Annotated in this window: 24 protein-coding genes; 20 read left to right on the top strand and 4 right to left on the bottom strand. The window is 68.1% G+C overall.

All coding sequences use genetic code 11. The features are described 5' to 3' along the window. Window positions 1-55: 55 nt before the first annotated feature. A complete protein-coding gene (gene smpB, locus BEP68_RS14675) occupies window positions 56-532 on the top strand; it encodes an SsrA-binding protein SmpB (RefSeq protein WP_053096927.1) in 477 nt (158 codons plus the stop codon). Here smpB and BEP68_RS14670 read toward each other — a convergent pair whose 3' ends face one another. Beyond that, entirely contained in the window at window positions 533-2,398 is a 1,866-nt protein-coding gene (locus BEP68_RS14670) for a prolyl oligopeptidase family serine peptidase (protein ID WP_187250412.1), read from the bottom strand. It abuts the gene before it with no gap. A 55-nt stretch (window positions 2,399-2,453) separates the two neighbouring features. Next, window positions 2,454-3,140 carry a transcriptional repressor LexA gene (lexA, locus tag BEP68_RS14665; protein WP_056280140.1) on the bottom strand — a complete coding sequence of 229 codons (687 nt, stop codon included), beginning with the start codon at window positions 3,138-3,140 and terminating at the stop codon, window positions 2,454-2,456. Between the two features lie 282 nt (window positions 3,141-3,422). Between lexA and BEP68_RS14660 the strand changes: the two genes are divergently transcribed. From BEP68_RS14660 to hisH, 4 genes are all read left to right on the top strand, one after another. Continuing rightward, window positions 3,423-3,785 carry a LysM peptidoglycan-binding domain-containing protein gene (locus tag BEP68_RS14660; protein WP_053096921.1) on the top strand — a complete coding sequence of 121 codons (363 nt, stop codon included), beginning with the start codon at window positions 3,423-3,425 and terminating at the stop codon, window positions 3,783-3,785. Between the two features lie 91 nt (window positions 3,786-3,876). Then, on the top strand, window positions 3,877-4,971 hold the full coding sequence (locus BEP68_RS14655) for a histidinol-phosphate transaminase (protein WP_171821927.1): 1,095 nt from the start codon (window positions 3,877-3,879) through the stop codon (window positions 4,969-4,971). Then, window positions 4,968-5,585, top strand: coding sequence for an imidazoleglycerol-phosphate dehydratase HisB (gene hisB / locus BEP68_RS14650; RefSeq protein ID WP_053096918.1), 618 nt, complete (start codon window positions 4,968-4,970; stop codon window positions 5,583-5,585). Before BEP68_RS14655 ends, hisB begins: the two co-directional genes overlap by 4 nt. Next, entirely contained in the window at window positions 5,582-6,223 is a 642-nt protein-coding gene (gene hisH, locus BEP68_RS14645) for an imidazole glycerol phosphate synthase subunit HisH (RefSeq protein ID WP_056280145.1), read from the top strand. Before hisB ends, hisH begins: the two co-directional genes overlap by 4 nt. Before the next feature lie 75 nt (window positions 6,224-6,298). On the opposite strand, the gene BEP68_RS14640 is transcribed toward hisH, so the two are convergent. Further along, window positions 6,299-7,306 carry a MinD/ParA family protein gene (locus BEP68_RS14640; RefSeq protein WP_053096914.1) on the bottom strand — a complete coding sequence of 336 codons (1,008 nt, stop codon included), beginning with the start codon at window positions 7,304-7,306 and terminating at the stop codon, window positions 6,299-6,301. Between the two features lie 666 nt (window positions 7,307-7,972). On the opposite strand from BEP68_RS14640, the gene priA reads away from it, so the two are divergent. Further along, window positions 7,973-8,719, top strand: a complete 747-nt coding sequence (priA, locus tag BEP68_RS14635; protein ID WP_053096912.1) for a bifunctional 1-(5-phosphoribosyl)-5-((5-phosphoribosylamino)methylideneamino)imidazole-4-carboxamide isomerase/phosphoribosylanthranilate isomerase PriA — start codon at window positions 7,973-7,975, stop codon at window positions 8,717-8,719. After that, complete coding sequence (locus BEP68_RS14630; RefSeq protein WP_053096910.1) at window positions 8,703-9,530, top strand: SseB family protein; 828 nt, start codon at window positions 8,703-8,705, stop codon at window positions 9,528-9,530. Before priA ends, BEP68_RS14630 begins: the two co-directional genes overlap by 17 nt. A 48-nt stretch (window positions 9,531-9,578) precedes the next feature. Here the strand turns inward: BEP68_RS14630 and BEP68_RS14625 are convergent, their stop codons facing one another. Beyond that, window positions 9,579-9,977: a DUF1844 domain-containing protein gene (locus tag BEP68_RS14625; RefSeq protein ID WP_053096908.1), complete on the bottom strand. Its 399-nt coding sequence runs from the start codon at window positions 9,975-9,977 to the stop codon at window positions 9,579-9,581. A gap of 231 nt (window positions 9,978-10,208) precedes the next feature. Between BEP68_RS14625 and infC the strand changes: the two genes are divergently transcribed. The 13 genes from infC (at window position 10,209) to pheT (ending at window position 22,869) form a co-directional block, all read left to right on the top strand. Further along, window positions 10,209-10,859, top strand: a complete 651-nt coding sequence (gene infC / locus BEP68_RS14620) for a translation initiation factor IF-3 (RefSeq protein WP_072591506.1) — start codon at window positions 10,209-10,211, stop codon at window positions 10,857-10,859. A 72-nt stretch (window positions 10,860-10,931) separates the two neighbouring features. Further along, window positions 10,932-11,126: a 50S ribosomal protein L35 gene (gene rpmI / locus BEP68_RS14615; protein WP_017828564.1), complete on the top strand. Its 195-nt coding sequence runs from the start codon at window positions 10,932-10,934 to the stop codon at window positions 11,124-11,126. 32 nt (window positions 11,127-11,158) lie between these two features. Further along, a complete protein-coding gene (rplT, locus tag BEP68_RS14610) occupies window positions 11,159-11,545 on the top strand; it encodes a 50S ribosomal protein L20 (RefSeq protein WP_045252681.1) in 387 nt (128 codons plus the stop codon). Between the two features lie 102 nt (window positions 11,546-11,647). Next, a complete protein-coding gene (locus BEP68_RS14605) occupies window positions 11,648-12,460 on the top strand; it encodes a TrmH family RNA methyltransferase (RefSeq protein ID WP_187250411.1) in 813 nt (270 codons plus the stop codon). 76 nt (window positions 12,461-12,536) lie between these two features. Beyond that, window positions 12,537-13,205, top strand: a complete 669-nt coding sequence (locus BEP68_RS14600) for a response regulator transcription factor (RefSeq protein ID WP_072591505.1) — start codon at window positions 12,537-12,539, stop codon at window positions 13,203-13,205. Window positions 13,206-13,211: 6 nt separating this feature from the next. Beyond that, a complete protein-coding gene (locus tag BEP68_RS14595) occupies window positions 13,212-14,588 on the top strand; it encodes a sensor histidine kinase (protein ID WP_187250410.1) in 1,377 nt (458 codons plus the stop codon). Continuing rightward, window positions 14,585-15,565 carry a TAXI family TRAP transporter solute-binding subunit gene (locus BEP68_RS14590; protein ID WP_187250409.1) on the top strand — a complete coding sequence of 327 codons (981 nt, stop codon included), beginning with the start codon at window positions 14,585-14,587 and terminating at the stop codon, window positions 15,563-15,565. The genes BEP68_RS14595 and BEP68_RS14590 overlap by 4 nt, the downstream gene beginning before the upstream one ends. 352 nt (window positions 15,566-15,917) lie before the next feature. Continuing rightward, on the top strand, window positions 15,918-16,667 hold the full coding sequence (locus tag BEP68_RS14585) for an amino acid ABC transporter ATP-binding protein (protein ID WP_372984152.1): 750 nt from the start codon (window positions 15,918-15,920) through the stop codon (window positions 16,665-16,667). A 46-nt stretch (window positions 16,668-16,713) separates the two neighbouring features. Next, window positions 16,714-17,622 (top strand): glutamate ABC transporter substrate-binding protein, encoded by a 909-nt coding sequence (locus BEP68_RS14580; protein WP_053096898.1) that lies wholly within the window; start codon window positions 16,714-16,716, stop codon window positions 17,620-17,622. Window positions 17,623-17,681: 59 nt separating this feature from the next. Further along, window positions 17,682-18,338: an amino acid ABC transporter permease gene (locus BEP68_RS14575; protein WP_053096897.1), complete on the top strand. Its 657-nt coding sequence runs from the start codon at window positions 17,682-17,684 to the stop codon at window positions 18,336-18,338. Next, window positions 18,335-19,276 carry an amino acid ABC transporter permease gene (locus BEP68_RS14570; RefSeq protein WP_053096895.1) on the top strand — a complete coding sequence of 314 codons (942 nt, stop codon included), beginning with the start codon at window positions 18,335-18,337 and terminating at the stop codon, window positions 19,274-19,276. Before BEP68_RS14575 ends, BEP68_RS14570 begins: the two co-directional genes overlap by 4 nt. Before the next feature lie 48 nt (window positions 19,277-19,324). Beyond that, window positions 19,325-20,365 carry a phenylalanine--tRNA ligase subunit alpha gene (pheS, locus tag BEP68_RS14565; RefSeq protein ID WP_053096893.1) on the top strand — a complete coding sequence of 347 codons (1,041 nt, stop codon included), beginning with the start codon at window positions 19,325-19,327 and terminating at the stop codon, window positions 20,363-20,365. Continuing rightward, window positions 20,365-22,869: a phenylalanine--tRNA ligase subunit beta gene (pheT, locus tag BEP68_RS14560; RefSeq protein ID WP_187250408.1), complete on the top strand. Its 2,505-nt coding sequence runs from the start codon at window positions 20,365-20,367 to the stop codon at window positions 22,867-22,869. The genes pheS and pheT overlap by 1 nt, the downstream gene beginning before the upstream one ends. The last annotated feature ends 120 nt before the right edge of the window (window positions 22,870-22,989 follow it).

Below are 22,989 nucleotides of genomic sequence, written 5' to 3'. Positions count from 1 at the left end.
CGTGCGCCCGTGACGGGCACCGGAACCATTGCGCGACGCGGATCAGGAGAGAATCATGCCCAGGGAACGCGGGGAGAAGGTCGTCGCGACCAATCGTCGCGCACGTCACGACTACAACATCGAGAAGTCGTACGAGGCGGGGATGGTGCTCACCGGCACCGAGGTGAAGTCACTGCGCCAGGGGCGCGCGAACCTGAGCGACGGATATGCGTTCGTCAAGGGGAACGAGGTCTTTCTCGACTCGGTGCACATCCCGGAGTACTCGCAGGGCCACTGGACCAACCATTCGGCGAAGCGCGTCCGCAAGCTGCTGCTGCACCGTGAGGAGATCGCGAAGCTGCAGCACGCGGTCTCCGCCGGCGGCTACACGCTGATCCCGCTGAAGCTGTACTTCTCCGACGGTCGCGCCAAGGTCGAGATCGCTCTCGCCAAGGGAAAGCGCGAGTTCGACAAGCGCCAGACCCTCCGCGAGCGTCAGGACACCCGCGAAGCCGAGCGCGCGATGCGCCTGCGCAACCGCGTGGGGGAGTGATCAGCGCGCGGGCGTGAATCCGAACACGCGTCCGAGGAAAGCGAGCTCCCTCTCGAGGGCGTCGATGATCGTCTCGCTCGACCGGAAGCCATGGCCCTCACCCGGGTACAGCACGTACTCGTGCTCCACACCACTCGTCGCCAGCGCATCGCGGATCGCCTCGGACTGTGCCGGTGGCACGACACGGTCGTCCGCACCCTGCATCAGCAGCACCGGCACGTCGATCCGGTCGGCGTGCGTCAGGGGCGAACGCGCGATGTAGAGTGCCTCCGCCTCGGGCAGCGGACCCACCAGCCCCTCGATGTAGTGCGCCTCGAAGTCGTGGGAGTGCGCGCTCAGCATCCGCAGGTCGACCACTCCGTATCGGCTGATCCCCGCGGCGAACGTCCCTCCCCGCACCAGCGACGAGAGCACTGTCCAACCGCCCGCCGAGCCGCCTCTGATCGCGATGCGGGCGGGATCCGCGAGCCCGGCATCGGCGAGGCCGCGGGCCGCTGCGATCACGTCGTCGACGTCGACCACGCCCCATCCGCCGTCCAGCCGTTCGCGGTACGCACGGCCGTAGCCCGTCGATCCGCCGTAATTGACGTCGAGCACGCCGATGCCGCGGCTCGTCCAGAACGCGACGGCGGCGGACGCCGCGCCGGTCACATGCGCGGTCGGGCCGCCGTGGACGAGCACGATGTAGGGCGGGAGCTCGTCATCCGCGGCCGGAGCGTGGGCCGAGGGATTCGTCGGCGGGTACGCGAAGGCATGGACGGGCCCGTGCGAGCCGTCGACCAGGACCTCGGATGCGGGCGGCATCCACGCAGGATCGGTCGGCGCAGCTCCCGCGACGGCCTCGACGCGACCCGTGTCGACGTCGACGCACCAGACCCCGGGTTCTGTCGTCGAGCTGCTTCCGGAGAGCAGCACGCGGGAGCCCGCGACATCGTCGACACTCACGTGGCCGTCTGCGGGGAGGGGAATGCGGTGGGCGCTGCCGTCGGGGTCGATGACGACGACCCGGTCGCGACCGTTCGTGCGCACAGCCACGACGCGACCGTCGGCGAGCGGGCGGTACCAGCGATTGCCGAGCACCCAGAGGCCGTATCCCGTGTCGGCGTCGTCGTCGATGATCTGCTCCGCCGTGCCGACCGCCTGGGCTCCGCTGACACGCTGTCGGTGCAGAGCCCAGCGGCCCGAGGGATCGTCGGAGTACACGATCTCGTCGTCAGCCGTCCACTCGGGCTGCAGCGCGGCGCGAGTGGACAGCTCTGTGCGCGCGGTGCCGTCCGAGATCACCAACGACGCTCGCTGCCACGGCATCCGATCGCCGGACCACTCGACCCACGCTGCACGAGAACCGTCGGGAGACAGTGCCGGATGAGCGTAGAACGACTCGCCTTCGACGAGGGTCTTCAACAGCGCAGGCCGGTCGGATGCCGACCCGTCGGTCGGGATCTCGACGATGGCGCGTCGGTGAGGGGAGACGGACAGATCCTCCCGCACGGCGAACAGGCGGCCGCTCTGCAGACGCAGACCGCCGTGCGCCGGGCCCGGGGGTGTCAGAGGAACGGGGACACCGCCGCGGGGCATGCGGTGCACGCGCTGATCCTTGGCATCGACGAAGTACAGCGTGCCGTCGGCATCCGCGGTCCACGCCCCGCCGCCGTACTCGTGGACGCGAGACCGAGCACTCCATGGCGCGGGAAGGATCTCGGCACCCGTCGAACTTCGCACGGTCAGGCGACCGCCCTCGGCAGGGATCGACTCACCCCACCAGATCTCGTCGGCCACGAAGGCGCTGCCATCGATCCGCGGAGACGACGCGGCGATCCGGTCGGGGGTGAACGGAGAGGTCCAGGTACCGAACGGCGACGACATGGTTCGAGCCTATGGTGCGTCGACGCCCGCCGTCACCGGCAGGGTGGGAGGGGAGTCAGACCGCGCGCAGCACGGCGACGATCTTGCCGAGGATGACGGACTCGTCGCCGAGGATCGGCTCGAATGCGGAGTTGCGAGGCAGCAGCCAGGTGTGACCGTCGCGTCGACGGAGAACCTTCACCGTCGCCTCGCCGTCGAGCATGGCGGCGACGATCTCGCCGTTCTCGGCGCTGCTTTGCGACCGCACCACGACCCAGTCGCCGTCGCAGATCGCCGCATCGATCATCGATTCGCCGGACACCTTGAGCATGAACAGGTCGCCCTTGCCGACGAGCTGCCGGGGGAGCGGGAAGATCTCCTCGACCTGCTGGTCGGCGGTGATCGGGACACCTGCGGCGATGCGGCCGACGAGCGGCACGAGCGCCGCATCGCCCACGGGGGTCGCCACATCGGCGGGATTCTCTCCGCTGGTGCCGGGGAGGTCGATGAGCACTTCCATGGCACGGGTCTTGCCGGGGTCACGTCGCAGATATCCGCTCAGCTCGAGCTGGCCGAGCTGGTGGGTCACGCTGGACAGCGACTTGAGGCCCACGGCGTCGCCGATCTCTCTCATGCTCGGCGGGTACCCGTGACGGCTGATCGACGTCTGGATGACCTCGAGGATCGCCATCTGCTTGGGACTCAGGCTCTTGCGGCGACGGGTGCGCGGGACGTCGGCGTCGGGGGCGGAGATGTCGCTCATGGTGCTCCTCAGGTGTGCGATTCCGGCGTCTCAGTTCGAATGTCGGAGGCCCGTGGTGGGGTGTTGACATCGAAACCGTATCCGAGAATCGCGCCGAAGTGGAAGATCTGTTCGAGCGTGTCGGCCGATTCCCGGACTTCTGTTTCGAAGAACGCTTGACAGATGTTCGAATTCGAAGATAACTTCGGAACGTAGCTTCGCATTCACGGCTCCCGGCCGAGGCGCGAATGCGAACGCTACGCCAACTTCACCGCCCACGCGGTAGATGCAGAGGAGCACGACATGAGCACCATCACCTTCAGCAGTGCAGCAGTCCTTCCGGCTCGTCCGGCGACGCGGCTCAAGCTGACGGCGCGCGGTCGACGTGTCGTTCTCGCTGTCGCGGCCGTGCCGCTCGCAGCCGGGATCGCATTCGCGGCACTCAGCGGCGGCAGTGCGATGGCCTCAGGCGAGCAGACTGCCACGGCATCGTTCGCGACGGTGACGGTGATGCCCGGCGACACGCTGTGGTCGATCGCTGAGAGCGTGGCCCCCGGCGCGGATCCGCGCGACGTGATCGGCGACATCACGCGTCTGAACCTGCTGCGCGGCGGCGAGCTGCAGATCGGCCAGGAGCTGGCGATTCCGGCGCAGTATTCGGAATGAACCCGTGAGGGCCGTTCGATCGAGCGGTGCGGCGCGGATGCGCGTTCACACTCCGTCACCACGGGCGTCTGTGTAGCGAAGGCGGCCTACCATGGGAAGGGTGACTGCATCACTCGCCGACCTCCCTCTTCGCGACGACCTCCGAGGGCTCACGCCCTATGGAGCGCCGCAAGCGCCTCTTCCGATCGCACTCAACGTCAACGAGAACACCCATCCGGTTCCCGACGCGGTCGCCAGTGACATCCTGGACGACATCGCGGTCGCGCTCCGCGATGTCAACCGCTACCCGGATCGCGAGTTCACCACGCTCCGGGAAGGGTTCGCGGAGTATCTCGGTCATGGTCTCGAACCGGCTCAGATCTGGGCGGGCAACGGGTCGAACGAAGTCCTTCAGCACATTCTGCAGGCGTTCGGAGGGCCGGGCCGCACGGCGTTCAGCTTCGCCCCGACCTACTCGATGTATCCGCTGATCTCGAAGGGCACCGGAGCGCGCTGGGTCGCCGGCACCAGGCAGCCCGACTACACGATCACCCCCGAAGAGGCGGCAGCGCAGGTGCGAGATGTCGATCCTGACGTCATCCTGCTGTGCTCGCCGAACAATCCGACAGGCACGCCGCTCGGCCTCGACGTCGTCGAAGCCGTGTACGAAGCGTCGAACGGAATCGTCGTCGTCGACGAGGCGTACCAGGAGTTCGCGCCGCACGACGCGGCATCGGCTCTGACCCTTCTCGAGGGACGACCGCGGCTCGCCGTCTCCCGCACGATGAGCAAGGCCTTCGCCTTCGCCGGTGCCCGCGTGGGGTACCTCGCCGCGGATCCTGCCTTCATCGACGCTCTGCGGCTCGTGCGCCTGCCGTACCACCTCAGCGCTCTCACGCAGGCCGCAGCCGTCGCCGCTCTGCGCAACTCCGACGTGATGCTCGGCATGGTCGAGGAGATCGTCGAGCAGCGGGATCGTATCTCCGCGACACTCGAGGCGCTGGGGTACACCCCGCATGAGTCCTGGTCGAACTTCGTCCTGTTCGGGGGTGTCGCAGAGCCCCAGAAGGTCTGGCAGCAGCTCTATGAGCAGGGTGTTCTCATCCGCGACGTCGGGATACCCGGGCACCTCCGCGTCACCGCGGGCACCGAGGCGGAGACCACGGCATTCCTCGATGCCCTCGCCTCGATAGGATCGGCTTCATGAGCAGCCCCGCCCAGACCCCGCGCACCGCCACGCGTGTGCGCAGCACGTCGGAGTCCACCGTCGAGCTCGAGCTGAACCTCGACGGCACCGGTGCGAGCCGTATCGACACGTCGGTGCCGTTCTTCGATCACATGCTGACGGCTTTCGCGAAGCACTCGCTCACGGACCTCACGGTGCGCGCCTCGGGGGACACGCAGATCGACGCACACCACACCGTGGAGGACATCTCGATCGTTCTCGGTCAGGCCATCCGCGAGGCGCTGGGCGACAAGTCCGGCATCTCGCGATACGGCGACGCTCTCGTGCCGCTCGACGAAGCGCTCGCTCAGGCTGTCGTGGACATCTCGGGGCGTCCCTATCTCGTTCACACGGGGGAGCCTGCCGGTTTCGAGCACCACCTCATCGGCGGCCACTTCACCGGTTCGCTCGTGCGCCACACGTTCGAGGCCATCACCTTCAACGCGGGACTCACGGTGCACGTACGCGTTCTCGGGGGCCGCGACCCCCACCACATCGCCGAAGCCGAGTACAAGGCATTCGCTCGGGCGTTCCGCCAGGCCAAGGCCCTCGACCCCCTGGTCGACGGCATCCCGTCGACGAAGGGCGCACTGTGAGCAGGGCTCCCCGGGTCGCCGTCTTCGATTACGAATCCGGCAACGTCCACTCGGCTGTCAAGGCGCTCATCGCAGCCGGTGCTGATGCGGTGCTGACGCGCGACCGCACGGAGGCCCTCGAGGCCGACGGTCTCGTGGTGCCCGGAGTCGGCGCGTTCCAGGCCGTGCGCGATGCGCTCTACGCGCACGGCGGCGACGAGATCATCGATCGCCGGCTCGCAGGCGGGCGCCCGGTGCTCGGCATCTGCGTCGGCATGCAGGTTCTGTTCGCGCACGGTGTCGAGCGCGGGCACGATTCCGAGGGTCTCGGCGAATGGCCGGGAGCGGTCACGGAGCTCAACGCGCCGGTGCTGCCGCACATGGGGTGGAACACGGTCGAGCCGGGCGCTGAATCGGTGCTGTTCAAGGGCATCGAGAACGAACGCTTCTACTTCGTGCACTCCTACGCCGCGCAGTCGTGGGAGCTCGATGTCATCCCGCCGTTCCCTCAGCCGGTGCTCACGTGGTCGACGTACGGCGATCCGTTCCTCGCCGCGGTCGAGAACGGGCCGCTCTCCGCGACGCAGTTCCATCCCGAGAAGTCCGGAGAGGCCGGAATCCAGCTGCTCCGCAACTGGGTCGACAGCCTTCGGTCCTGACGCGTCGGCAGCCCGCTGAGCCGCCGTCGATCCGAACCTCGGACGACCGGTCCGTCGGGTCCTCTGCCGAACGGCTCAGAAGCCTCGGGCGACGGCGGCCGCGGCAGAGAGCCACGACCGCTGCGTCGGCGCCGCAAGTGCACGAAGACGGAGGTGACCGTCGACCATCTCCCGATCGAAGGGGATGCCGACGACTTCGCGCGCGAGCGGCTGATATCCGGCGATGACGTCTGCGACTTCGGCGGGGGATGCCTTCGGGTCCGCCTGGCTGACGACGACCACTGACTCGCGAGCCAGCCGTGCGGATCGCTCGTCGCGGTCTTCGAGTGCCTCGAGCAGCAGCGCCCCGGCCTCGGCATGGTCGTCACGTGTCGTCGTCGCCACGACGATCTGGTCGGCGAGGTCGATCATCCGCAGCCACATCGGATCGGACTCGTCGTTGCCGGAGTCGATGATGATCAGACGGTAGAACTTGGCCGCGATCGCGTGGATGGAGTCGACGTCACTGGGCCGGAGCCGATTCTCGTGGGCCAGTCGGACGGGCTTCGACCGCAGGACGTCGTACTTCTCCTGCGGCTGGTGATGCACGAAGTGCGCGAGGTCGGCTGACTGTCCCTGGGCTCCCAGCAGGCGCTGGGTCTGCGGAAGCAGTTCGAGCAGCGTGCGATCGTGCGCCCCCGTCTCGGTGCGCCAGCCGAGGGTGCCGCGGGTCTGGTTGTTGTCCCACGCGAGAACCCCGGCGCCGCCGTACTGCGCGAAGACCGCCGACAGCAGCACGGTGGCCGGTGTCTTTCCCGCCCCGCCTTTCCCGTTGACGACAGCGACGGTGCGGGGGCCCGGCCAGTGGCGGCTCACCGCGTGCTCGTCGTCGCGGACGGCGCGTTCGCGAGCGCTCGGGCCGAGGGTGAACCCGACGCGGTTGAGCAGCCCGCGTCCGCCCTGACGCGCTGGCTCCTCACGGCGCTCCTCCTGAAGGAACGAGCGACGCCCCACGCCCTGCTCGCGCTGCTGACGACGCGAGGATGCCGAGGACGCCGACTCTGCAGCGGCGGCGTTGGGCGCGGACGGGGCCGAGGCGGGCACCGGCAGCGGCGGAGCGGGCGGTACGTCGGAAGACTGGGGGCGCGGTGCCGTGGCCGCCGGAACGGCGGGCCGGACGGTGCTGTCCTGAGTCGGAGAGCTCTGCTGTTCCGACCACGCGGTCGGAAGCAATCCGGTCGCAGCGGGCGCTCCGGAAGGTGCCGGCGTCGTCGGTACCGCAGGGGCTGCGGGCGATGCGGCTGAGGGTGCGGGCGGTACTGCAGGGGCGGCGGGTGGCGCAGCGGGGACCGAAGGCGGTGCGGAGATCGGCACAGCGGGGGTGGCCGGTCGCGCATCATCGGAAGGAGGAGCTGCGGCCGAGGCTGCTGCCCATGCCGCTGCGGCTCGCGTTCCCGGCGCGGGGGCGGGCTGGGGTGCCGGTCGGGGGTGCGGGGCTGTGGGCTCCGCGTCGGGTCCAGCCGGCATCTGAGCGCGCTCATCCGGAGTCTCGGGAGGCAGCGCATTCCCGCGTCGCAGGGGTCCGCCTCCTCGCGCTTCCGCATCGCGCACCATGGAACATCTCCTCACACACCGAAACAGGGGCGTCATCGAGGCTACCGCGTGGCACGGGAGGTTCTCTGCTGTCATCGTTTTGGAGCGGGCCGATACGCGGGCTAGTGTCGATTCTCGTGCCGACGAATCGGTCTCTCCATCTCACCTGAGGACGTCATGAACGACTTCGCGCAGTCTCCCGCTCTCACCCTGCTTCCCGCCGTCGATGTCGCCGGGGGCAAGGCCGTCCGCCTCACTCAGGGTGAGGCCGGCACCGAGACCAGCTACGGCGACCCGCTCGACGCCGCGGGGGAGTGGGTCGCACAGGGGGCGAAGTGGATCCATCTCGTCGACCTCGATGCCGCTTTCGGACGCGGCAGCAACGCGCCGATCCTCCGCAAGGTCATCAAGCAGTTCAAGAACGTCAACGTCGAGCTGTCCGGCGGCATCCGTGACGACGCGACGCTCGAGGCGGCTCTCGAGAGCGGCGCGACCCGCATCAACCTCGGCACGGCCGCGCTGGAGAACCCCGAGTGGGCCGCCGACGTGATCAGCCGTTACGGCGAAGCGATCGCCGTCGGGCTCGACGTCCGCGGTACGACGCTGGCCGCTCGCGGGTGGACGAAGGAGGGCGGCGACCTCTGGGAGGTGCTTGAGCGCCTCGAGGATGCCGGCTGCAGCCGTTACGTCGTGACCGACGTCACCAAGGACGGGACCCTCAAGGGGCCGAACCTCGAGCTGTTGCGCGAGGTCACAGCCCGCACCCCGAAGCCCGTCGTGGCATCCGGAGGCATCTCGAACCTCGATGACATCGTGGCGCTCCGCGAACTGGTGCCGCTGGGCGTCGAAGGCGCCATCGTCGGCAAGGCACTCTACGCCGGCGCGTTCACGCTGGCTGAGGCGCTGGATGTCGCAGGGGACTGACGACGCCGGGGACCACGGTCCCCACGACCGTCATGGGTCGCACGAGCACCCGTCCAGCGATCGGGGCGACTCGGCCGGTGTGCCCTGGGAAGGCCGCAGCTTCCAGTCGAACCCTCATGCCGCCGACGACGGATCGGCCGACCCGGTTCTGCTCGACGCGCTGCTGCGTTTTCGGGCGGGCGACGGTGCTCAGACCGAGGTCGTCGACGCGTTCCGTTCGGCGCGGGTCCTGATCCCGCTCATCGCCGAGAAGGGCGAGGAGGGCGTGGCGCCGAGCGGTCTCGCTGTCGACAAGACTCAGGAGCTCTCGATCGTGACGGTCGCGGCTCCCGACGGTCGTCGCGTGCAGCCGGTGTTCTCGTCGGTCGAGGCGATGCAGCGCTGGGACGCGACGGCCCGTCCGATCCCGGTGGAAGCCGTGCGCGCCGCTCTCGCAGCGTCGGCGGAGGAGACGGATCTGATCGTTCTCGACCCGACGTCCGACACCGAGTTCGTCCTCCGTCGTCCCGCGGTGTGGGCGGTCGCGCAGGGTCATCGGTGGGAGCCGAGCTTCCTCTCGCCCGAGGTCTTCACTGCTCTGCAGGAGAGTGTCGCGCATGAACTCGCCGTGATCGACGTCGCCGTCGCGGCCGGAGACCCGGACGCCCGTCTGCGCGGACCAGAACTGATCGTCATCCTCGAGCTGGTCGACGGGCTCGAGCGCGAGGTGCTCGACGCCGTGCTCGCGCGCCTGGCGCAGCGGTGGGCGGCGGATGATCGTATCGCGGTGCTCGCCGACTCTCTCACCGTGAAGCTGCGTCGCTCGGCCTGACCGGCTCGGTGCTGCCACCGACCGGTCAGCCGCAGCGGCCGGCAGTCCCTAGTTGACCGGGCCTGTCCACTTCTCGCCCGGACCCTTGCCGATCGGGTCGGGAATGGTCGACGCCTCGCGGAACGCGAGCTGCAGCGAGCGCAGCCCGTCTCGGAGGGACCGCGCGTGCATGTCGCTGATCTCCGGTGCGCCGGCGGTGATCAGCCCGGCGAGGGCGTTGATGAGCTTGCGCGCCTCATCGAGGTCGAGCTGCTCCGCCGCGTGCGGGTCGTCGGCGAGGCCGAGCTTGACCGCCGCGGCACTCATGAGGTGGACGGCTGCGGTCGTGATGACCTCGACCGCCGGCACATCGGCGATGTCCCGCGTGGCGGAGGACGCCGCCTCCTCCTGCCGTGCCCAGCGCTCTTCGCGCTCGCGTGCAGCCTCATCCGATGCCTGGTTCGTCACTTCGCCTTGCCTTCTGTTAGACTTTGTCGGGCTCCGGAGCGTCATGCTCCGGTACGAAAGAGGATTCACTTCCCACCCGCGCTTGCCGTTCCAGGCTACCGGGTCTTGCACTCCACCGGATCGCGTCGTCAGACGGGGTCCGGCAGGCAGGGTGCGGAGCCGGCGTCTGAATGCCGGTGGGTGGGACGATTCTGATTTCGCCCGGGGTGCTGACAGCATCCTGGTGGCCGAATCCCATCGTCTAAGGAGCTACGCATCAGCGATCCCCGCACCAATGAGCGCATCCGCGTCCCCGAGGTCCGCCTCGTCGGTCCCGCGGGTGAGCAGATCGGCGTCGTCCGCATCGAGGCGGCGCTGCGCCTTGCGCAGGAAGCAGATCTCGACCTCGTCGAGGTCGCGCCCAACTCGAAGCCGCCCGTGGTCAAGATCATGGACTACGGCAAGTTCAAGTACGAAGCCGCCCAGAAGGAGAAGGAAGCTCGCCGCAACCAGGCGAACACCATCCTCAAAGAGGTCCGCTTCCGACTGAAGATCGAGGCGCACGACTACACGACGAAGCTCAAGCGCGCCGAGGGCTTCCTCAAGGCCGGCGACAAGGTGAAGGCCATGATCCTGTTCCGTGGTCGCGAGCAGTCGCGTCCCGAGCAGGGCGTCCGTCTCCTCCGCAAGTTCGCCGAGGATGTCGCCGAGCTCGGAACCGTCGAGTCGAACCCGACCATCGACGGCCGCAACATGGTCATGATCGTGGCTCCGCTCAAGAGCAAGTCCGAGGCGAAGCAGGAGCAGAATGCGGTTCGCGACGCCCAGCGCGCAGCGAACAAGCAGGCCGCCCGCGAAGCCAAGACCGACGCCGACGAGCCGGCCGAGGCCGCAGCGGAGTAACTCCCGCCCCCAGACTCCCGCACCGCGGGTTGACACCGTCGCCTGAGAAGGCGCCATACGAAGGAAGAGAAGATGCCGAAGCAGAAGACCCACTCGGGTGCTAAGAAGCGCTTCAAGATCACCGGCAGCGGCAAGCTGAAGAAGCAGCAGGCCGGAATGCGCCACAACCTCGAGCACAAGTCGAGCCGTCGCACCCGCCGCCTCAACCAGGACCAGGTGCTGTCGAAGGCTGACACCAAGGTCGCGAAGAAGCTTCTCGGTCGCTGACGCGCCCGAACGCACGATAGGAACACAGGAAAATGGCAAGAGTCAAGCGGGCGGTAAACGCCCACAAGAAGCGTCGGGTCATCCTCGAGCGCGCCTCCGGCTACCGCGGTCAGCGTTCGCGCCTCTACCGCAAGGCCAAAGAGCAGGTCATCCACTCGCTGGTCTACTCGTACCGTGACCGTCGCAAGCGCAAGGGCGACTTCCGTCGTCTCTGGATCCAGCGCATCAACGCCGCTGCACGCCAGAACGGCATCACGTACAACCGCTTCATCCAGGGCCTCGGTCTCGCGGGCGTCACCGTCGACCGTCGCATGCTCGCCGACCTCGCGGTCAACGATGCAGCGACCTTCACGACGCTGGTCGAGACGGCGAAGAAGGCTCTGCCTTCCGACGTCAACGCTCCGAAGTCGGCTGCGTAAGCAGCTCTTCACCACAGAGGACGCTCTCCTTCGGGAGGGCGTCCTCTGTCGTTCGCCCGGCGTTTGCGCAGGAACGGTCCTGCCGTTCTCTAGACTGTGAACGTGCTGGAGAACCCCCGTTCGCCCCGAGTCCGTGCCGTCGCCAAGCTGACCAAGCGCAGCGCGCGCGCAGAGACAGGGCTCTACCTCCTCGAAGGTCCCCAGGCGGTTCGCGAGGCGCTGACCTACAGTCCTCAGGCGATCGTGGAGCTGTTCGCGACCCCGACCGGCTGGGAGAAGCATCCGGACATCCGCGCGAAGGCATCGGACGCCGGCATCGAGGTGGAGTACGTCACGGAGTACGTGCTGAACGCGATGGCCGACACGGTCACTCCGCAGGGGCTGGTGGCCGTCGTCCGGCAGGCGCCCACGTCGGTGCAGGACATCTTCGCGGCATCCCCCCGTCTGGTGGCGATCTGCGAGGAGATCAGGGACCCGGGAAACCTCGGCACGATCATCAGGGCCGCCGATGCGGCGGGAGCCGACGCCGTCGTGCTGACGGGCCGCACGGTCGACCCCTACAACCCGAAGGTCGTGCGCGCCACGACAGGTTCGCTGTTCCATCTGCCCGTATCCGTGGGCGCAGAGCTCTCTGATGTGGTCGAGAAGGCTCACGCCGCGGGACTCCGGATTCTGGCCGCGGACGTCAAGGGCGAGGATCTTCTTCATGCGCGGGCGGACGGAGTGCTCGCCGAGCCCACGGCGTGGCTGTTCGGCAATGAGGCGCGCGGTCTCGAGGACGAGGCGCTCGCGCAGGCCGACCAGGTGCTGAAGCTGCCGATCTTCGGCCGCGCCGAATCCTTGAACCTCGCCACGGCAGCGAGCGTCTGCCTGTACGAGAGCGCGTTCGCGCAGCGGGCGGCATCCTCGGCCTGATCTCCGGCGGACGAGCGGCCGCCCGTCCTGCTGGTAGGTTTGTCCCTGCTCGAGCGGAGAAGGGGACCCAGGGTCGATGCAGATTCTGATCGTGGAGGACGACGAGCGTGTCGCCGCTGCACTCGAGGCCTTCCTCGCGCGATCCGGGTACGCCACCGTGCGAGCCGCGGACGGAGCCTCCGCGCTGCAGCAGCTGGGTGCGGACACCGAGGTGGTGCTCCTCGACCTCGGTCTGCCCGATGTCGACGGCATCGATCTCTGCCGTCGGATCCGCGCACGCTCCGAGGTGCCGATCGTGATCGTCACCGCACGCAACCAGGTCACGGAGCGCATCAGAGGGTTGCGTGCCGGCGCTGACGATTTCGTCGTCAAGCCCTACGACGTCCACGAGCTCCTCGCCCGGATCGAGGCGGTCACACGACGCTCTCGACCCGTGCGGCCGGAATCCGAGGCGCGCGTACGTCTGCAGGATGGCGAGATCGAGATCGACCTCGTCGCCAGGCAGGTGATCATCGCACGCGCTCCCATCGAACTCACTCGCAAGGAATTCGACATCGTGGCGGTGCTCGCCCGGTACCCTGGCGTCGCCGTGCCGAAGGAGAGACTCATCCGCGAGGTCTGGAACACCGACTGGCGGGGCTTCGGGCACTCGCTCGAGGTGCACGTCGGCGCGATCCGCAAAAAGGCGGGTCAGCGGCATCTGATCGAGACCGTGCGCGGTGTCGGCTATCGGTTGGCCGGGTAGCGTTCGATGCGCAGACGTCTCGTCGTCGTCTTCCTGGTGCCGCTCGTCGCCATCCTGCTGTCGTTGGGCGGCGCCACGGCGTGGAGCGCGACCCGCAGCATCCAGCAGGCCTTCTACACCGAGCAGCTCGGTGACCTCGGGTATTTCGTGACCAGCGCGCGGCAGGCGCTGCGGTCGGGCAGCGCGACGGTGATCGATGCGGAGGTCGCCCGCTTCCACGAGGTGTACGGGATCGATGTGATCGTCTTCGATCTTTCCGGTGGGGTGTGGTCAGCGCGCGACGGCGGCGGCGAAGTCCTGTCAGAGGACGATGCCGCACGGGTCGGCCTCGCGCTCTCGGGGCGCCGCGCCGAGGCGCCCGAGCCGGTGTTCCCCTGGATCGCGGCAGAGTCCTCGCTCGTCGAGCCGGTCTTCGACGACGGCGACGTGATCGGCGCCGTGATGCTCTCCGCGGACGTCGAGGCGCCACGGACCCAGATCCTGCAGCAGATTCTTGTGCTGACGGTCGTGTCGATCGTCTCGATCGGACTCGGCGTGCTCCTCGTCTTCCAACTCGCCCGGTGGGTGCTCTCTCCGGTCCGACGTCTCGATGAGGCGATGATCGCGATCGAACGCGGCGAGATGGATGCGAGGGTCGCGGAGGACACGGGGCCTCCTGAGCTACGCCGGATGACGCGCGTGTTCAACGGCATGGCGGATGAGATCGAGCGCGTCATGACGCGTCAGCAGGAGTTCGCCCTGAACGCCTCGCACGAGCTCCGCAATCCCCTCAACGCGCTGCTGCTGCGTGTCGAGCACCTCTCGACCGGTCTCGGAGCCGACTGGAAGGACGACGTCGAGGAGACGAGGGAGGAAGGGCGCCGGATGGCTCGCATCCTCGAGACGCTCCTCGGACTCGCGCGCGGCGGGCGCGCCGACACGATGATCTCAGCCGTCGATCTGACCACGCTCGCCGCCCGCCGCGCAGACGCCTGGAGCGAGGTCGCGTCACAGCGACGCGTCCGGATGCTCTCGACAGGAGTGGGCCCGGTGATGAGCATCACCGACCGCACGATCGTCGAGAGCGCGCTCGACGCCGTCATCGACAATGCGGTGAAGTTCTCGCCCGCCGAGTCGGCCGTCGAGGTCGACGCGCACCGCAGCGGTGGACTCTGCGTGCTGACAGTCCGCGACCACGGCCCCGGCCTGACGCGAGAGGAGGCCGCGAACGCCGCCGACCGATTCTGGCGCAGCGACGACAGCGGCGGGGTTCCGGGGTCAGGGCTCGGCCTCGCGATAGCGACCGACCTCTTGGAATCGATCGGCGGCGAGCTGCGGGTCGATACGCCGGACGACGGCGGGCTGCTGGTGTCGCTGATGCTGCCGGACGGAGCCGAGGGATGAGCGGGCGGGAGAGCCGCCGCGCATGGTGGCGCAGAGGGGTGGCGGCGGCATGCGTGCTGCTGCTCGCCGCCACGAGCAGCGCGTGCAGCGCTCGATCGACGGAGTGGAACGACTCTGCCTACGAGATCGCCGGCGGGGGATCCAACGGGGTCTATTACGCCTACGGCGACGAACTCGCTCGGGAGCTGTCGGAGTCCTTGGGCATCCGCGTGTCGGCGGCCGAGACCGCCGGGTCCGTCGACAACCTCCTGCGGGTGAGCTCGGGGGAGGCCCTCCTCGGGTTCGCGCAAGGGGATGCCGCGGCCGACGCCGTCGCCGGAGTGGGAGCGTTCGACGAGCCCATGCCGGTGCAGGCTGTCGCTCGCCTGTACGACGAGTACCTCCACGTGGTCGTACGCGCGGATTCGGACATCGCCGCCCTCGGCGACCTTGCGGGCAGGACGGTGTCGCTCGGGGCCGAGAATTCCGGCGTCAATGTGATCGCGGCGCGAGCACTCGACGCCGCCGACGTCGACGTCGCGACGATCACGGATCCCCGGCTAGATCTCGGTGAGTCGATCAGCGCGCTCGAGAGATCCGAGATCGACGGATTCTTCTGGGTCGGCGGCATCCCGACACCGGGCATCGCGGAGCTCGCGACGACGACGCCCGTGCGGCTGGTGCCGATCGAGCAGACATGGGTCACCGCGATCAACGCTCGATACTCCGATGCGTATCGGCCGTCCGACTTCCCCGTCGCGCTCTATGGACTCGACGAGTCCGCGCCCACGATGGCGGTGCCGAACTATCTGGTCACCTCGTCCGACACTCCGGACGGCGTCGTACGGGACGTCCTCACGAGCCTCTTCACGGTCCGCACCGATATCGCGCAGCGGGTTCCGGTCGCGTCCCTGCTCGACCGCAGGCAGGCGATCTTCACGGGGCCGGTCGACCTGCATCCGGGGGCCGTCGAGTACTACCGGGACCAGCGGGACTGAGGCCTCAAGAAATCCTCAAGAAGTCTCATACCGGCATGTCACTCTGCCAATGTGGGGGTCGATCGCGCTCGATTCAACGGAGAATTCAGATGCCACAGAGCCCACGCCCCTCATTGAGGCGCGGACTCGGCCATTCTCCGGAGTCGTCCTGCGATCGGATCCGGTCGGAGGCTTGCTGCCACGTTCTACTCGGGGGAGGAACGGAGCAGCAGGGACGCCCCCACGGTCCGCGGGGGCGGACCGTGGGGCACTCCGGTTCTCGGGCGGGATCGGCCCCATCGCGTGGTTACGAACGTGTAAATGTCGACGCATCACTGTGGAGCCACGTGAGCGACCTGGCTAGTTTGGAGAAATGATGACCACCGGTAAGCCCCTCGTCGTTGTCGACAATGTCCAGAAGCACTACGGCGACTTCCAGGCGCTCACGGATATCGACCTCACGGTGAACGCCGGCGAGGTCGTCGTGGTGATCGGTCCCTCAGGCTCGGGCAAGTCGACACTGTGTCGCACGATCAACCGCCTCGAGACGATCACGAGCGGCACGATCAGCATCGACGGCAAGGCGCTCCCCGCTGAGGGAAAGGGCCTCGCGCATCTGCGCGCAGACGTCGGCATGGTGTTCCAGTCGTTCAACCTCTTCGCGCACCTCACGATCCTCGAGAACGTGACGCTCGGCCCGATCAAGGTCCGCGGCATGAAGAAGGCCGATGCCGACAAAGAGGCGATGATGCTTCTCGAGCGCGTCGGCGTCGCCCAGCAGGCCTCGAAGCTTCCCGCACAGCTCTCCGGCGGACAGCAGCAGCGCGTCGCGATCGCCCGCGCTCTCGCCATGCAGCCCAAGGTCATGCTCTTCGACGAGCCGACCAGCGCGCTCGACCCCGAGATGATCAACGAGGTCCTCGACGTCATGGTGGAGCTCGCCCGTGACGGCATGACGATGATCGTCGTGACCCACGAGATGGGCTTCGCTCGCAAGGCCGCCAACCGGGTCGTGTTCATGGCCGACGGCAAGATCGTCGAGGAGGCGACGCCTGAGGAGTTCTTCACGAACCCGAAGAGCGACCGCGCCAAGGACTTCCTCTCCAAGCTCCTCACGCACTGACGAGCCTCACAGACCTTTGCACACACAGCACACGAAGGAGACGCACATGCGACGCACACGGACACTGGCAGGAATCGGGATCGCGACGGTTGCACTGTTCGCGCTGACGGCCTGCAACAGCGGCAGCCCGTCCAGCCCCGGCGCCGGAACCGGCGGCGAAGAGAGCGAGGACTCCACCTGGTTCGAGGTCGCTGACGACGTCCAGCTCGAGGGCAGCCCGACGTTCGACGCCATCCAGGAGCGCGACAAGGTGATCGTCGGCGTCAAGGAGGACCAGCCCGGGCTCGGCTACCTCGATGTCACGACCGGAGAGCGCACCGGCTTCGACGTCGACATCGCACGGTGGATCGCCGCATCCCTGGGCTACGACGAGGACAAGATCGAGTTCAAGCCGATCGCTTCGGCGAACCGCGAGCAGGCGATCACCAACGGTGACATCGACTACTACGTCGGCACCTACTCGATCAACGACAAGCGCAAGGAGCTCATCGACTTCGCGGGTCCCTACTTCATCACCGGTCAGGGACTCCTGGTCGCCGCCGACGCGGACGACGCCGAGGCTCTCGAGGACTTCAACGGCAAGACCGTCTGCTCGGCGACCGGCTCGACGCCGATCCAGAACATCAAGGCGAACTTCCCCGAGATCAAGACGCAGGAGTACGACCTGTACTCCGCCTGCGTCCAGGACCTCATCGACGGCAAGGTCGACGCCGTGACCACCGACCAGGCGATCCTGATCGGCTACGCGGCCCAGTACCCGGATGACGTCAAGGTGACCGGCGGCCTCTTCACCGAGGAGCGCTACGGTGTCGGCCTCACGAAGGGCGACGACGCGCTGCGCACGCACATCAACGAGCTCTTCACCGACGGTGGCGACATCTGGCAGGCGATCTTCGACGCGAACCTCGGTTCCAGCGGCATCGAGGTCGAACAGCCCGAGGTCGACGCGTACTGATCGACATGGGCGGCCCCCTCAGGGGGGCCGCCCATTCACTCTGAAGAAGGGAGGGTGGCGTGGACGTCATCTTCGGCAACCTCGACCTGTGGGGACAGGCGATCAGCAACACGCTGATCGTGTTCTTCGCGGGCGGGATCATCGCACTGATCCTGGGTCTGATCGTCGGGGCCATGCGTGTCTCCCCGGTGCCCATCGCCCGCGGCGTCGGCACGGTGTACGTGAACACCGTGCGCAACACCCCGCTCACCCTCGTGTTCTTCTTCTTCATCTTCGGGTACCCGCAACTCGGGTTGCCCGAACTGTCGAACCTCGTGCTCGGCATCCTCGCCATCGGCATCTACACGGCGACCTATGTGGCCGAGGTCCTGAGGGCGGGTATCAACACGGTGCCCGTCGGTCAGGCCGAGGCCGCGCGGGCCATCGGACTTCCCTTCGGACAGGTGATGGGTCTCGTGATCCTGCCGCAGGCGTTCCGCTCGGTCGTCCCGCCGATGATGAGCGTCTTCATCGCGCTCCTGAAGAACACGACCGTCGCAGCCGGGTTCTCGGTCGCCGAGCTCGCGGCTCTCCGGTCGACCATCAACGATTCGGCCGACCGTCCGGGCAACCCGATGGAGGTCCTCCTCTGGGTCGCCGTCGTGTTCGTCGCCCTGGTGCTGCTGTTGAGCTGGCTGCAGCGATATCTCGAGAACCGTTGGAGGATCGCGCGATGAGCTCTGTACTGTACGACGTCCCCGGACCCCGGGCGATCGCCCGCAACCGGATCATCGCGGTCGCCACCGTCGTCCTCGTCCTGGCCGCCATCGGCTTCATCGTGCTCCGCATGGTGGAGACAGGCCAGTTCTCGGCGGAGAAGTGGTACGTGTTCACGTTCTCCAACGTGTGGATGGGTATCTTCAAGGCCCTGGGCAACACGCTCGCAGCCTTCGCGCTCGCCGCCGTCCTCAGCGTCGTCCTCGGCTTCGTGCTGGCCATCGGGCGGCTCTCCGAGCACGCGTGGGTGCGGATCCCCGTGACAGCCGTCACCGAGCTCTTCCGTGCCGTTCCGGTGCTGGTGTTCATGATGCTGCTCTACTACGGGCTCCCCGTGGTCGGAATCAAGATGGATCCCTACTGGGCCGTCGTGATCGCACTGATGGCCTACAACGGCTCCGTGCTCGCCGAGGTTCTGAGGGCCGGCATCGAGTCCCTGCCTCGGGGGCAGAAAGAGGCGGGCTACGCGATCGGACTCCGCAAGAGCGGCGTGATGCGTCTCATCCTCCTGCCGCAGGCGATCCGGGCGATGCTCCCGGTGATCGTCGCGCAGCTGGTCGTCACGATGAAGGACACCGCTCTGGGCTTCATCATCACGTACCCCGAGCTGCTGTACTACGCGAAGCAGCTGACGTCGCAGCAGGGTCGCCCGATCCTGCAGTCGGCCTTCGTCATCGGCGGCATCTACATCGTCATGTGCCTCATCCTGTCGGGCATCGCGAAGTGGGTGGAGATCCAGACCCGTCGCTCGCCGAAGGTGAAGGCGATCCACGCGGCAGAGGATCCCCGCCAGCACGGCGACGGCACCGACACCGAGCTCATCACCCTGCAGCGCGGGGGCAGCGGCTTCGGCGGCACCGGTGGTGTAGGCGGGCTGGACAGCTCCGATCCGAAGTGATGTCCACCGGCGCGGGGCGACCGCCTCGCGCCGGTAGACTCCTGTCTCGTGTCTGAGTCTCCCGAAATCACCCCGGAAGCGGTCGAAGCCGCCGTGGCGGCCGCGCTCGAAGCGATCGCCGCAGCCGCCGATACGACCGAACTGAAAGCCGCTCGCGCCGCGCACGTCGCCGACGGATCGCCGCTCGCTGTCCTGAACGCCTCGATGCGTCAGGTCGCCCCCGAGAACAAGGCCGCCTTCGGCAAGCTCGTCGGCCAGGGCCGCGGTCAGGTCACCAAGGCCCTCGCCGCCAAGGAGGAGGAGCTCGCCGCCGCGGAGGTCGCTGAGCGCCTCGAGGCCGAGCGGCTGGACATCACGGCGATCCCCTCGCGCACGCGCGTCGGCGCCCGGCACCCGCTGACCCTGCTGAGTGAGCAGATCTCGGACATCTTCGTGGGCATGGGCTGGGAGATCGCGGAAGGACCCGAGCTCGAGCACGAGTGGTTCAACTTCGACGCTCTGAACTTCGACGTCGACCACCCCGCCCGTCAGGAACAGGACACCTTCTACGTCGACCCGCCGTCGCGCCACCTCGTCATGCGCACGCACACGAGCCCCGTGCAGGTGCGCTCGATGCTCGACCGCGAGGTGCCGATCTACGTGCTCTGCCCCGGCCGCGTGTACCGCACCGACGAGTTCGACGCGACGCACCTCCCCGTCTTCACCCAGTTCGAAGGACTCGTCGTCGACAAGGGCATCTCGATGGCGCATCTCAAGGGAACGCTCGACCACGTCGCGCGTCAGCTCTTCGGCCCCGAGGCCAAGACGCGCTTCCGCACGAACTTCTTCCCCTTCACCGAGCCGTCGGCCGAGCTCGACCTCTGGCACCCCACCTTCAAGGGCGGCGCCCGTTGGATCGAGTGGGGCGGCTGCGGCATGATCAACCCGAACGTGCTCCGTGCGGCGGGGATCGATCCCGACGTCTACAGCGGCTTCGCGTTCGGAATGGGCGTCGAGCGGGGACTCATGTTCCGCAGCGATGTGCAGGACATGCGGGACATGGCAGAGGGCGATGTCCGTTTCAGCGAGCAGTACGGGATGGTGGTGTGATGCGCGTCCCGCTTTCGTGGCTGCGTGAGTACGTCGATCTGGCAGCGGATACGACACCGGAAGACGTCCTCGCAGCGCTCGTGACCGTCGGATTCGAGGAGGAGGACGTCCACCGCTTCGAGATCTCGGGTCCCGTCGTCGTCGGACAGGTCGTCTCGCTCGAGGCCGAGCCGCAGTCCAACGGCAAGACGATCAACTGGTGCCAGGTCGATGTCGGTGAGGCGAACGGCGGAATCCGTGGAATCGTCTGCGGCGCGCACAACTTCGTCGCGGGTGACAAGGTCGTCGTGACGCTTCCCGGTGCGGTGCTGCCGGGGCCGTTCCCGATCGCCGCCCGCAAGACCTACGGGCACGTGTCCGACGGCATGATCGCCTCTGCGCGTGAGCTGGGGCTCGGCGACGAGCACAACGGCATCCTCGTCCTCGCGGACCTCGGTATCGATGCCCCCGTCGGCACAGACGCCATCAGCCTGCTCGGACTCGACGATGTCGCGGTCGAGATCAACGTCACGCCCGACCGCGGGTACGCGTTCTCGCTGCGCGGTGTCGCCCGTGAGTACTCCCACGCGACCGGAGCACCGTTCCGCGACCCGGCCGAGCGCGACTTCGCCGAGCTCCAGCCGGGCGCCGGTCACACGGCGATCGTCGACGATGCAGCCCCCGTACGCGGCCGCGTCGGCGCCAGCGAGTTCGTCACGCGCGTCGTCCGCGACGTCGACCCCGCGCGGCCGACCCCGCCGTGGATGATCGCGCGGCTGTCGCTCGCCGGCATGCGCTCGCTCGGCATCCTGATCGACATCACCAACTACGTGATGCTCGAATTGGGGCAGCCGCTGCACGGGTACGACCTCGACAGGCTCTCCGGTGGCATCACCGTGCGTCGTGCGACGGCCGGTGAGACGATGACGACCCTCGACGGCCAGGAGCGGAAGCTCCACGTCGAGGACCTCCTGATCACCGACGAGTCGGGTCCCATCGGTCTCGCCGGCGTCATGGGCGGCGGCACGACCGAGATGAGCGACACGACGCACAACGTGCTGATCGAGGCTGCGACCTTCGACCCTGTGACGATCGCCCGCACCGCACGCCGTCACAAGCTGCCCAGCGAGGCATCCAAGCGGTTCGAGCGCGGTGTCGACCCGCTCGTGCCGTTCGTGGCCGCCCGCCGTGCAGCCGACCTGATGGTCGAATTCGCCGGCGGCACGCTCACCGACGAGGGCGGCGCTCTGTTCGCCGAGGTCTTCGTCGCGGACATCGACCTCCCGCGCGGATTCGTGCAGGGGCTCATCGGCGTCGACTACTCCGACGACGAGATCGCCGGCGCGCTCACGACCATCGGCGCAGAGGTCTCCGGGTCGGATGCCGGGTGGACCGTGATCCCGCCGACCTGGCGTCCCGACCTCACCGACAAGTGGTCTCTCGCCGAAGAGGTCGCTCGCATCCACGGTCTCGACCGCATCCCGTCCGTACTGCCGACGCCGCCGTCCGGCCGCGGTCTCACCTCACACCAGCAGGGTCGTCGCCGCGTCGCGGACGCGCTGGCGGCTGCCGGTCTCGTCGAGACGCCCTCGTTCCCCTTCACGACGGAGGCGGAGAACGACCTGCACGGCTCGGCGTCGGGAGAGCATCTGCCCAGCATCCGGCTCGCGAACCCGCTCGACGGCTCCGCTCCGTTCCTGCGTCGATCGCTGATCCCCGGGCTTCTGCAGACCGCGCACCGCAACATCTCGCGCGGCCTCACGGACCTCGCGCTGTTCGAGACCGGAGTCGTGTTCCTGCCCGAGCCGGGTGTCGAGTACGGCACGGACGAGGTGCCGCCGCTCGGCGAGCGTCCGTCGGACGACACGCTCGCCGAACTGAACGCGTCGATCCCACCGCAGCACCGTCATGTCGCGGCGCTGTTCACGGGCAACGTCGTGACCAAGCAGCCGGGACGCGCCGCGGAGCCCTACGGGCTCTCCGAGGCGCTCGACGCCGCCAGAGTCATCGCGGCTGCAGCCGGAGTCGACCTCGATGTGGTGCAGGGGCAGCGCGCGGCACTGCACCCCGGACGCGCTGGCGTGCTCTCCGTCGGCGACGTCGAGATCGGCTACGTCGGCGAACTCCACCCCCAGGTCGCCGCCGGAGCAGACCTTCCCGGTCGTGCCACCGTGCTCGAGCTCGACCTCGACGAGGTCATCGCGCTCGGCGGGAACCGTGCGGTCGCCGCCTCGCTGTCGACGTTCCCCGCTGCGACACAGGACGTGTCGCTGGTGGTCGGCGCTGATGTGCCGGCGGGCGACGTGCGCGCTGCGCTCACCGAGGGCGCCGGTGCGCTTCTCGAGTCGATCCGCCTCGTCGACGACTACCGGGGGGACGGCGTCGCGGATGGTCAGAAGAGTCTCACCTTCGCGCTGCGCTTCCGCGCGGACGACCGCACACTCACCGCAGCCGAGGCGACAGAGGCGAAGCTCGCGGGTGTCTCTGTCGCAGCTGAGCGCTTCGACGCGACCCTGCGCGACTGAAGCTCCGCCTGAACCGACCCGCACGCGGACCGCACTCGAACGGTGCGGTCCGCGTGCGCGTGTGCTCTCAAGATGCTGCCGACGCCGCCGAGCCGACCTGAGCGCGGTGGACCTGCGAGG

The organism is Microbacterium sp. 4-7, from assembly GCF_014332665.1.
Taxonomy (GTDB): domain Bacteria; phylum Actinomycetota; class Actinomycetes; order Actinomycetales; family Microbacteriaceae; genus Microbacterium.
The sequence above is the reverse complement of the archived record's forward strand: the minus strand, read 5'-3'. Positions and strand labels throughout refer to the sequence as shown.

Excerpts from the sequence above, each read along its gene's own strand:
- rpmI (WP_017828564.1), top strand. The coding sequence starts at position 10,932 with ATGCCGAAGCAGAAGACCCACTCGGGTGCTAAGAAGCGCTTCAAGATC.
- BEP68_RS14580 (WP_053096898.1), top strand. The coding sequence starts at position 16,714 with ATGCGACGCACACGGACACTGGCAGGAATCGGGATCGCGACGGTTGCA.
- BEP68_RS14655 (WP_171821927.1), top strand. The coding sequence starts at position 3,877 with ATGGGAAGGGTGACTGCATCACTCGCCGACCTCCCTCTTCGCGACGAC.
- rplT (WP_045252681.1), top strand. The coding sequence starts at position 11,159 with ATGGCAAGAGTCAAGCGGGCGGTAAACGCCCACAAGAAGCGTCGGGTC.
- BEP68_RS14590 (WP_187250409.1), top strand. The coding sequence starts at position 14,585 with ATGAGCGGGCGGGAGAGCCGCCGCGCATGGTGGCGCAGAGGGGTGGCG.
- pheT (WP_187250408.1), top strand. The coding sequence starts at position 20,365 with ATGCGCGTCCCGCTTTCGTGGCTGCGTGAGTACGTCGATCTGGCAGCG.
- BEP68_RS14660 (WP_053096921.1), top strand. The coding sequence starts at position 3,423 with ATGAGCACCATCACCTTCAGCAGTGCAGCAGTCCTTCCGGCTCGTCCG.
- hisB (WP_053096918.1), top strand. The coding sequence starts at position 4,968 with ATGAGCAGCCCCGCCCAGACCCCGCGCACCGCCACGCGTGTGCGCAGC.
- BEP68_RS14670 (WP_187250412.1), bottom strand. The coding sequence starts at position 2,398 with ATGTCGTCGCCGTTCGGTACCTGGACCTCTCCGTTCACCCCCGACCGG.
- BEP68_RS14630 (WP_053096910.1), top strand. The coding sequence starts at position 8,703 with ATGTCGCAGGGGACTGACGACGCCGGGGACCACGGTCCCCACGACCGT.
- BEP68_RS14570 (WP_053096895.1), top strand. The coding sequence starts at position 18,335 with ATGAGCTCTGTACTGTACGACGTCCCCGGACCCCGGGCGATCGCCCGC.
- BEP68_RS14585 (WP_372984152.1), top strand. The coding sequence starts at position 15,918 with ATGATGACCACCGGTAAGCCCCTCGTCGTTGTCGACAATGTCCAGAAG.
- BEP68_RS14595 (WP_187250410.1), top strand. The coding sequence starts at position 13,212 with ATGCGCAGACGTCTCGTCGTCGTCTTCCTGGTGCCGCTCGTCGCCATC.
- lexA (WP_056280140.1), bottom strand. The coding sequence starts at position 3,140 with ATGAGCGACATCTCCGCCCCCGACGCCGACGTCCCGCGCACCCGTCGC.
- BEP68_RS14600 (WP_072591505.1), top strand. The coding sequence starts at position 12,537 with ATGCAGATTCTGATCGTGGAGGACGACGAGCGTGTCGCCGCTGCACTC.
- priA (WP_053096912.1), top strand. The coding sequence starts at position 7,973 with ATGAACGACTTCGCGCAGTCTCCCGCTCTCACCCTGCTTCCCGCCGTC.
- smpB (WP_053096927.1), top strand. The coding sequence starts at position 56 with ATGCCCAGGGAACGCGGGGAGAAGGTCGTCGCGACCAATCGTCGCGCA.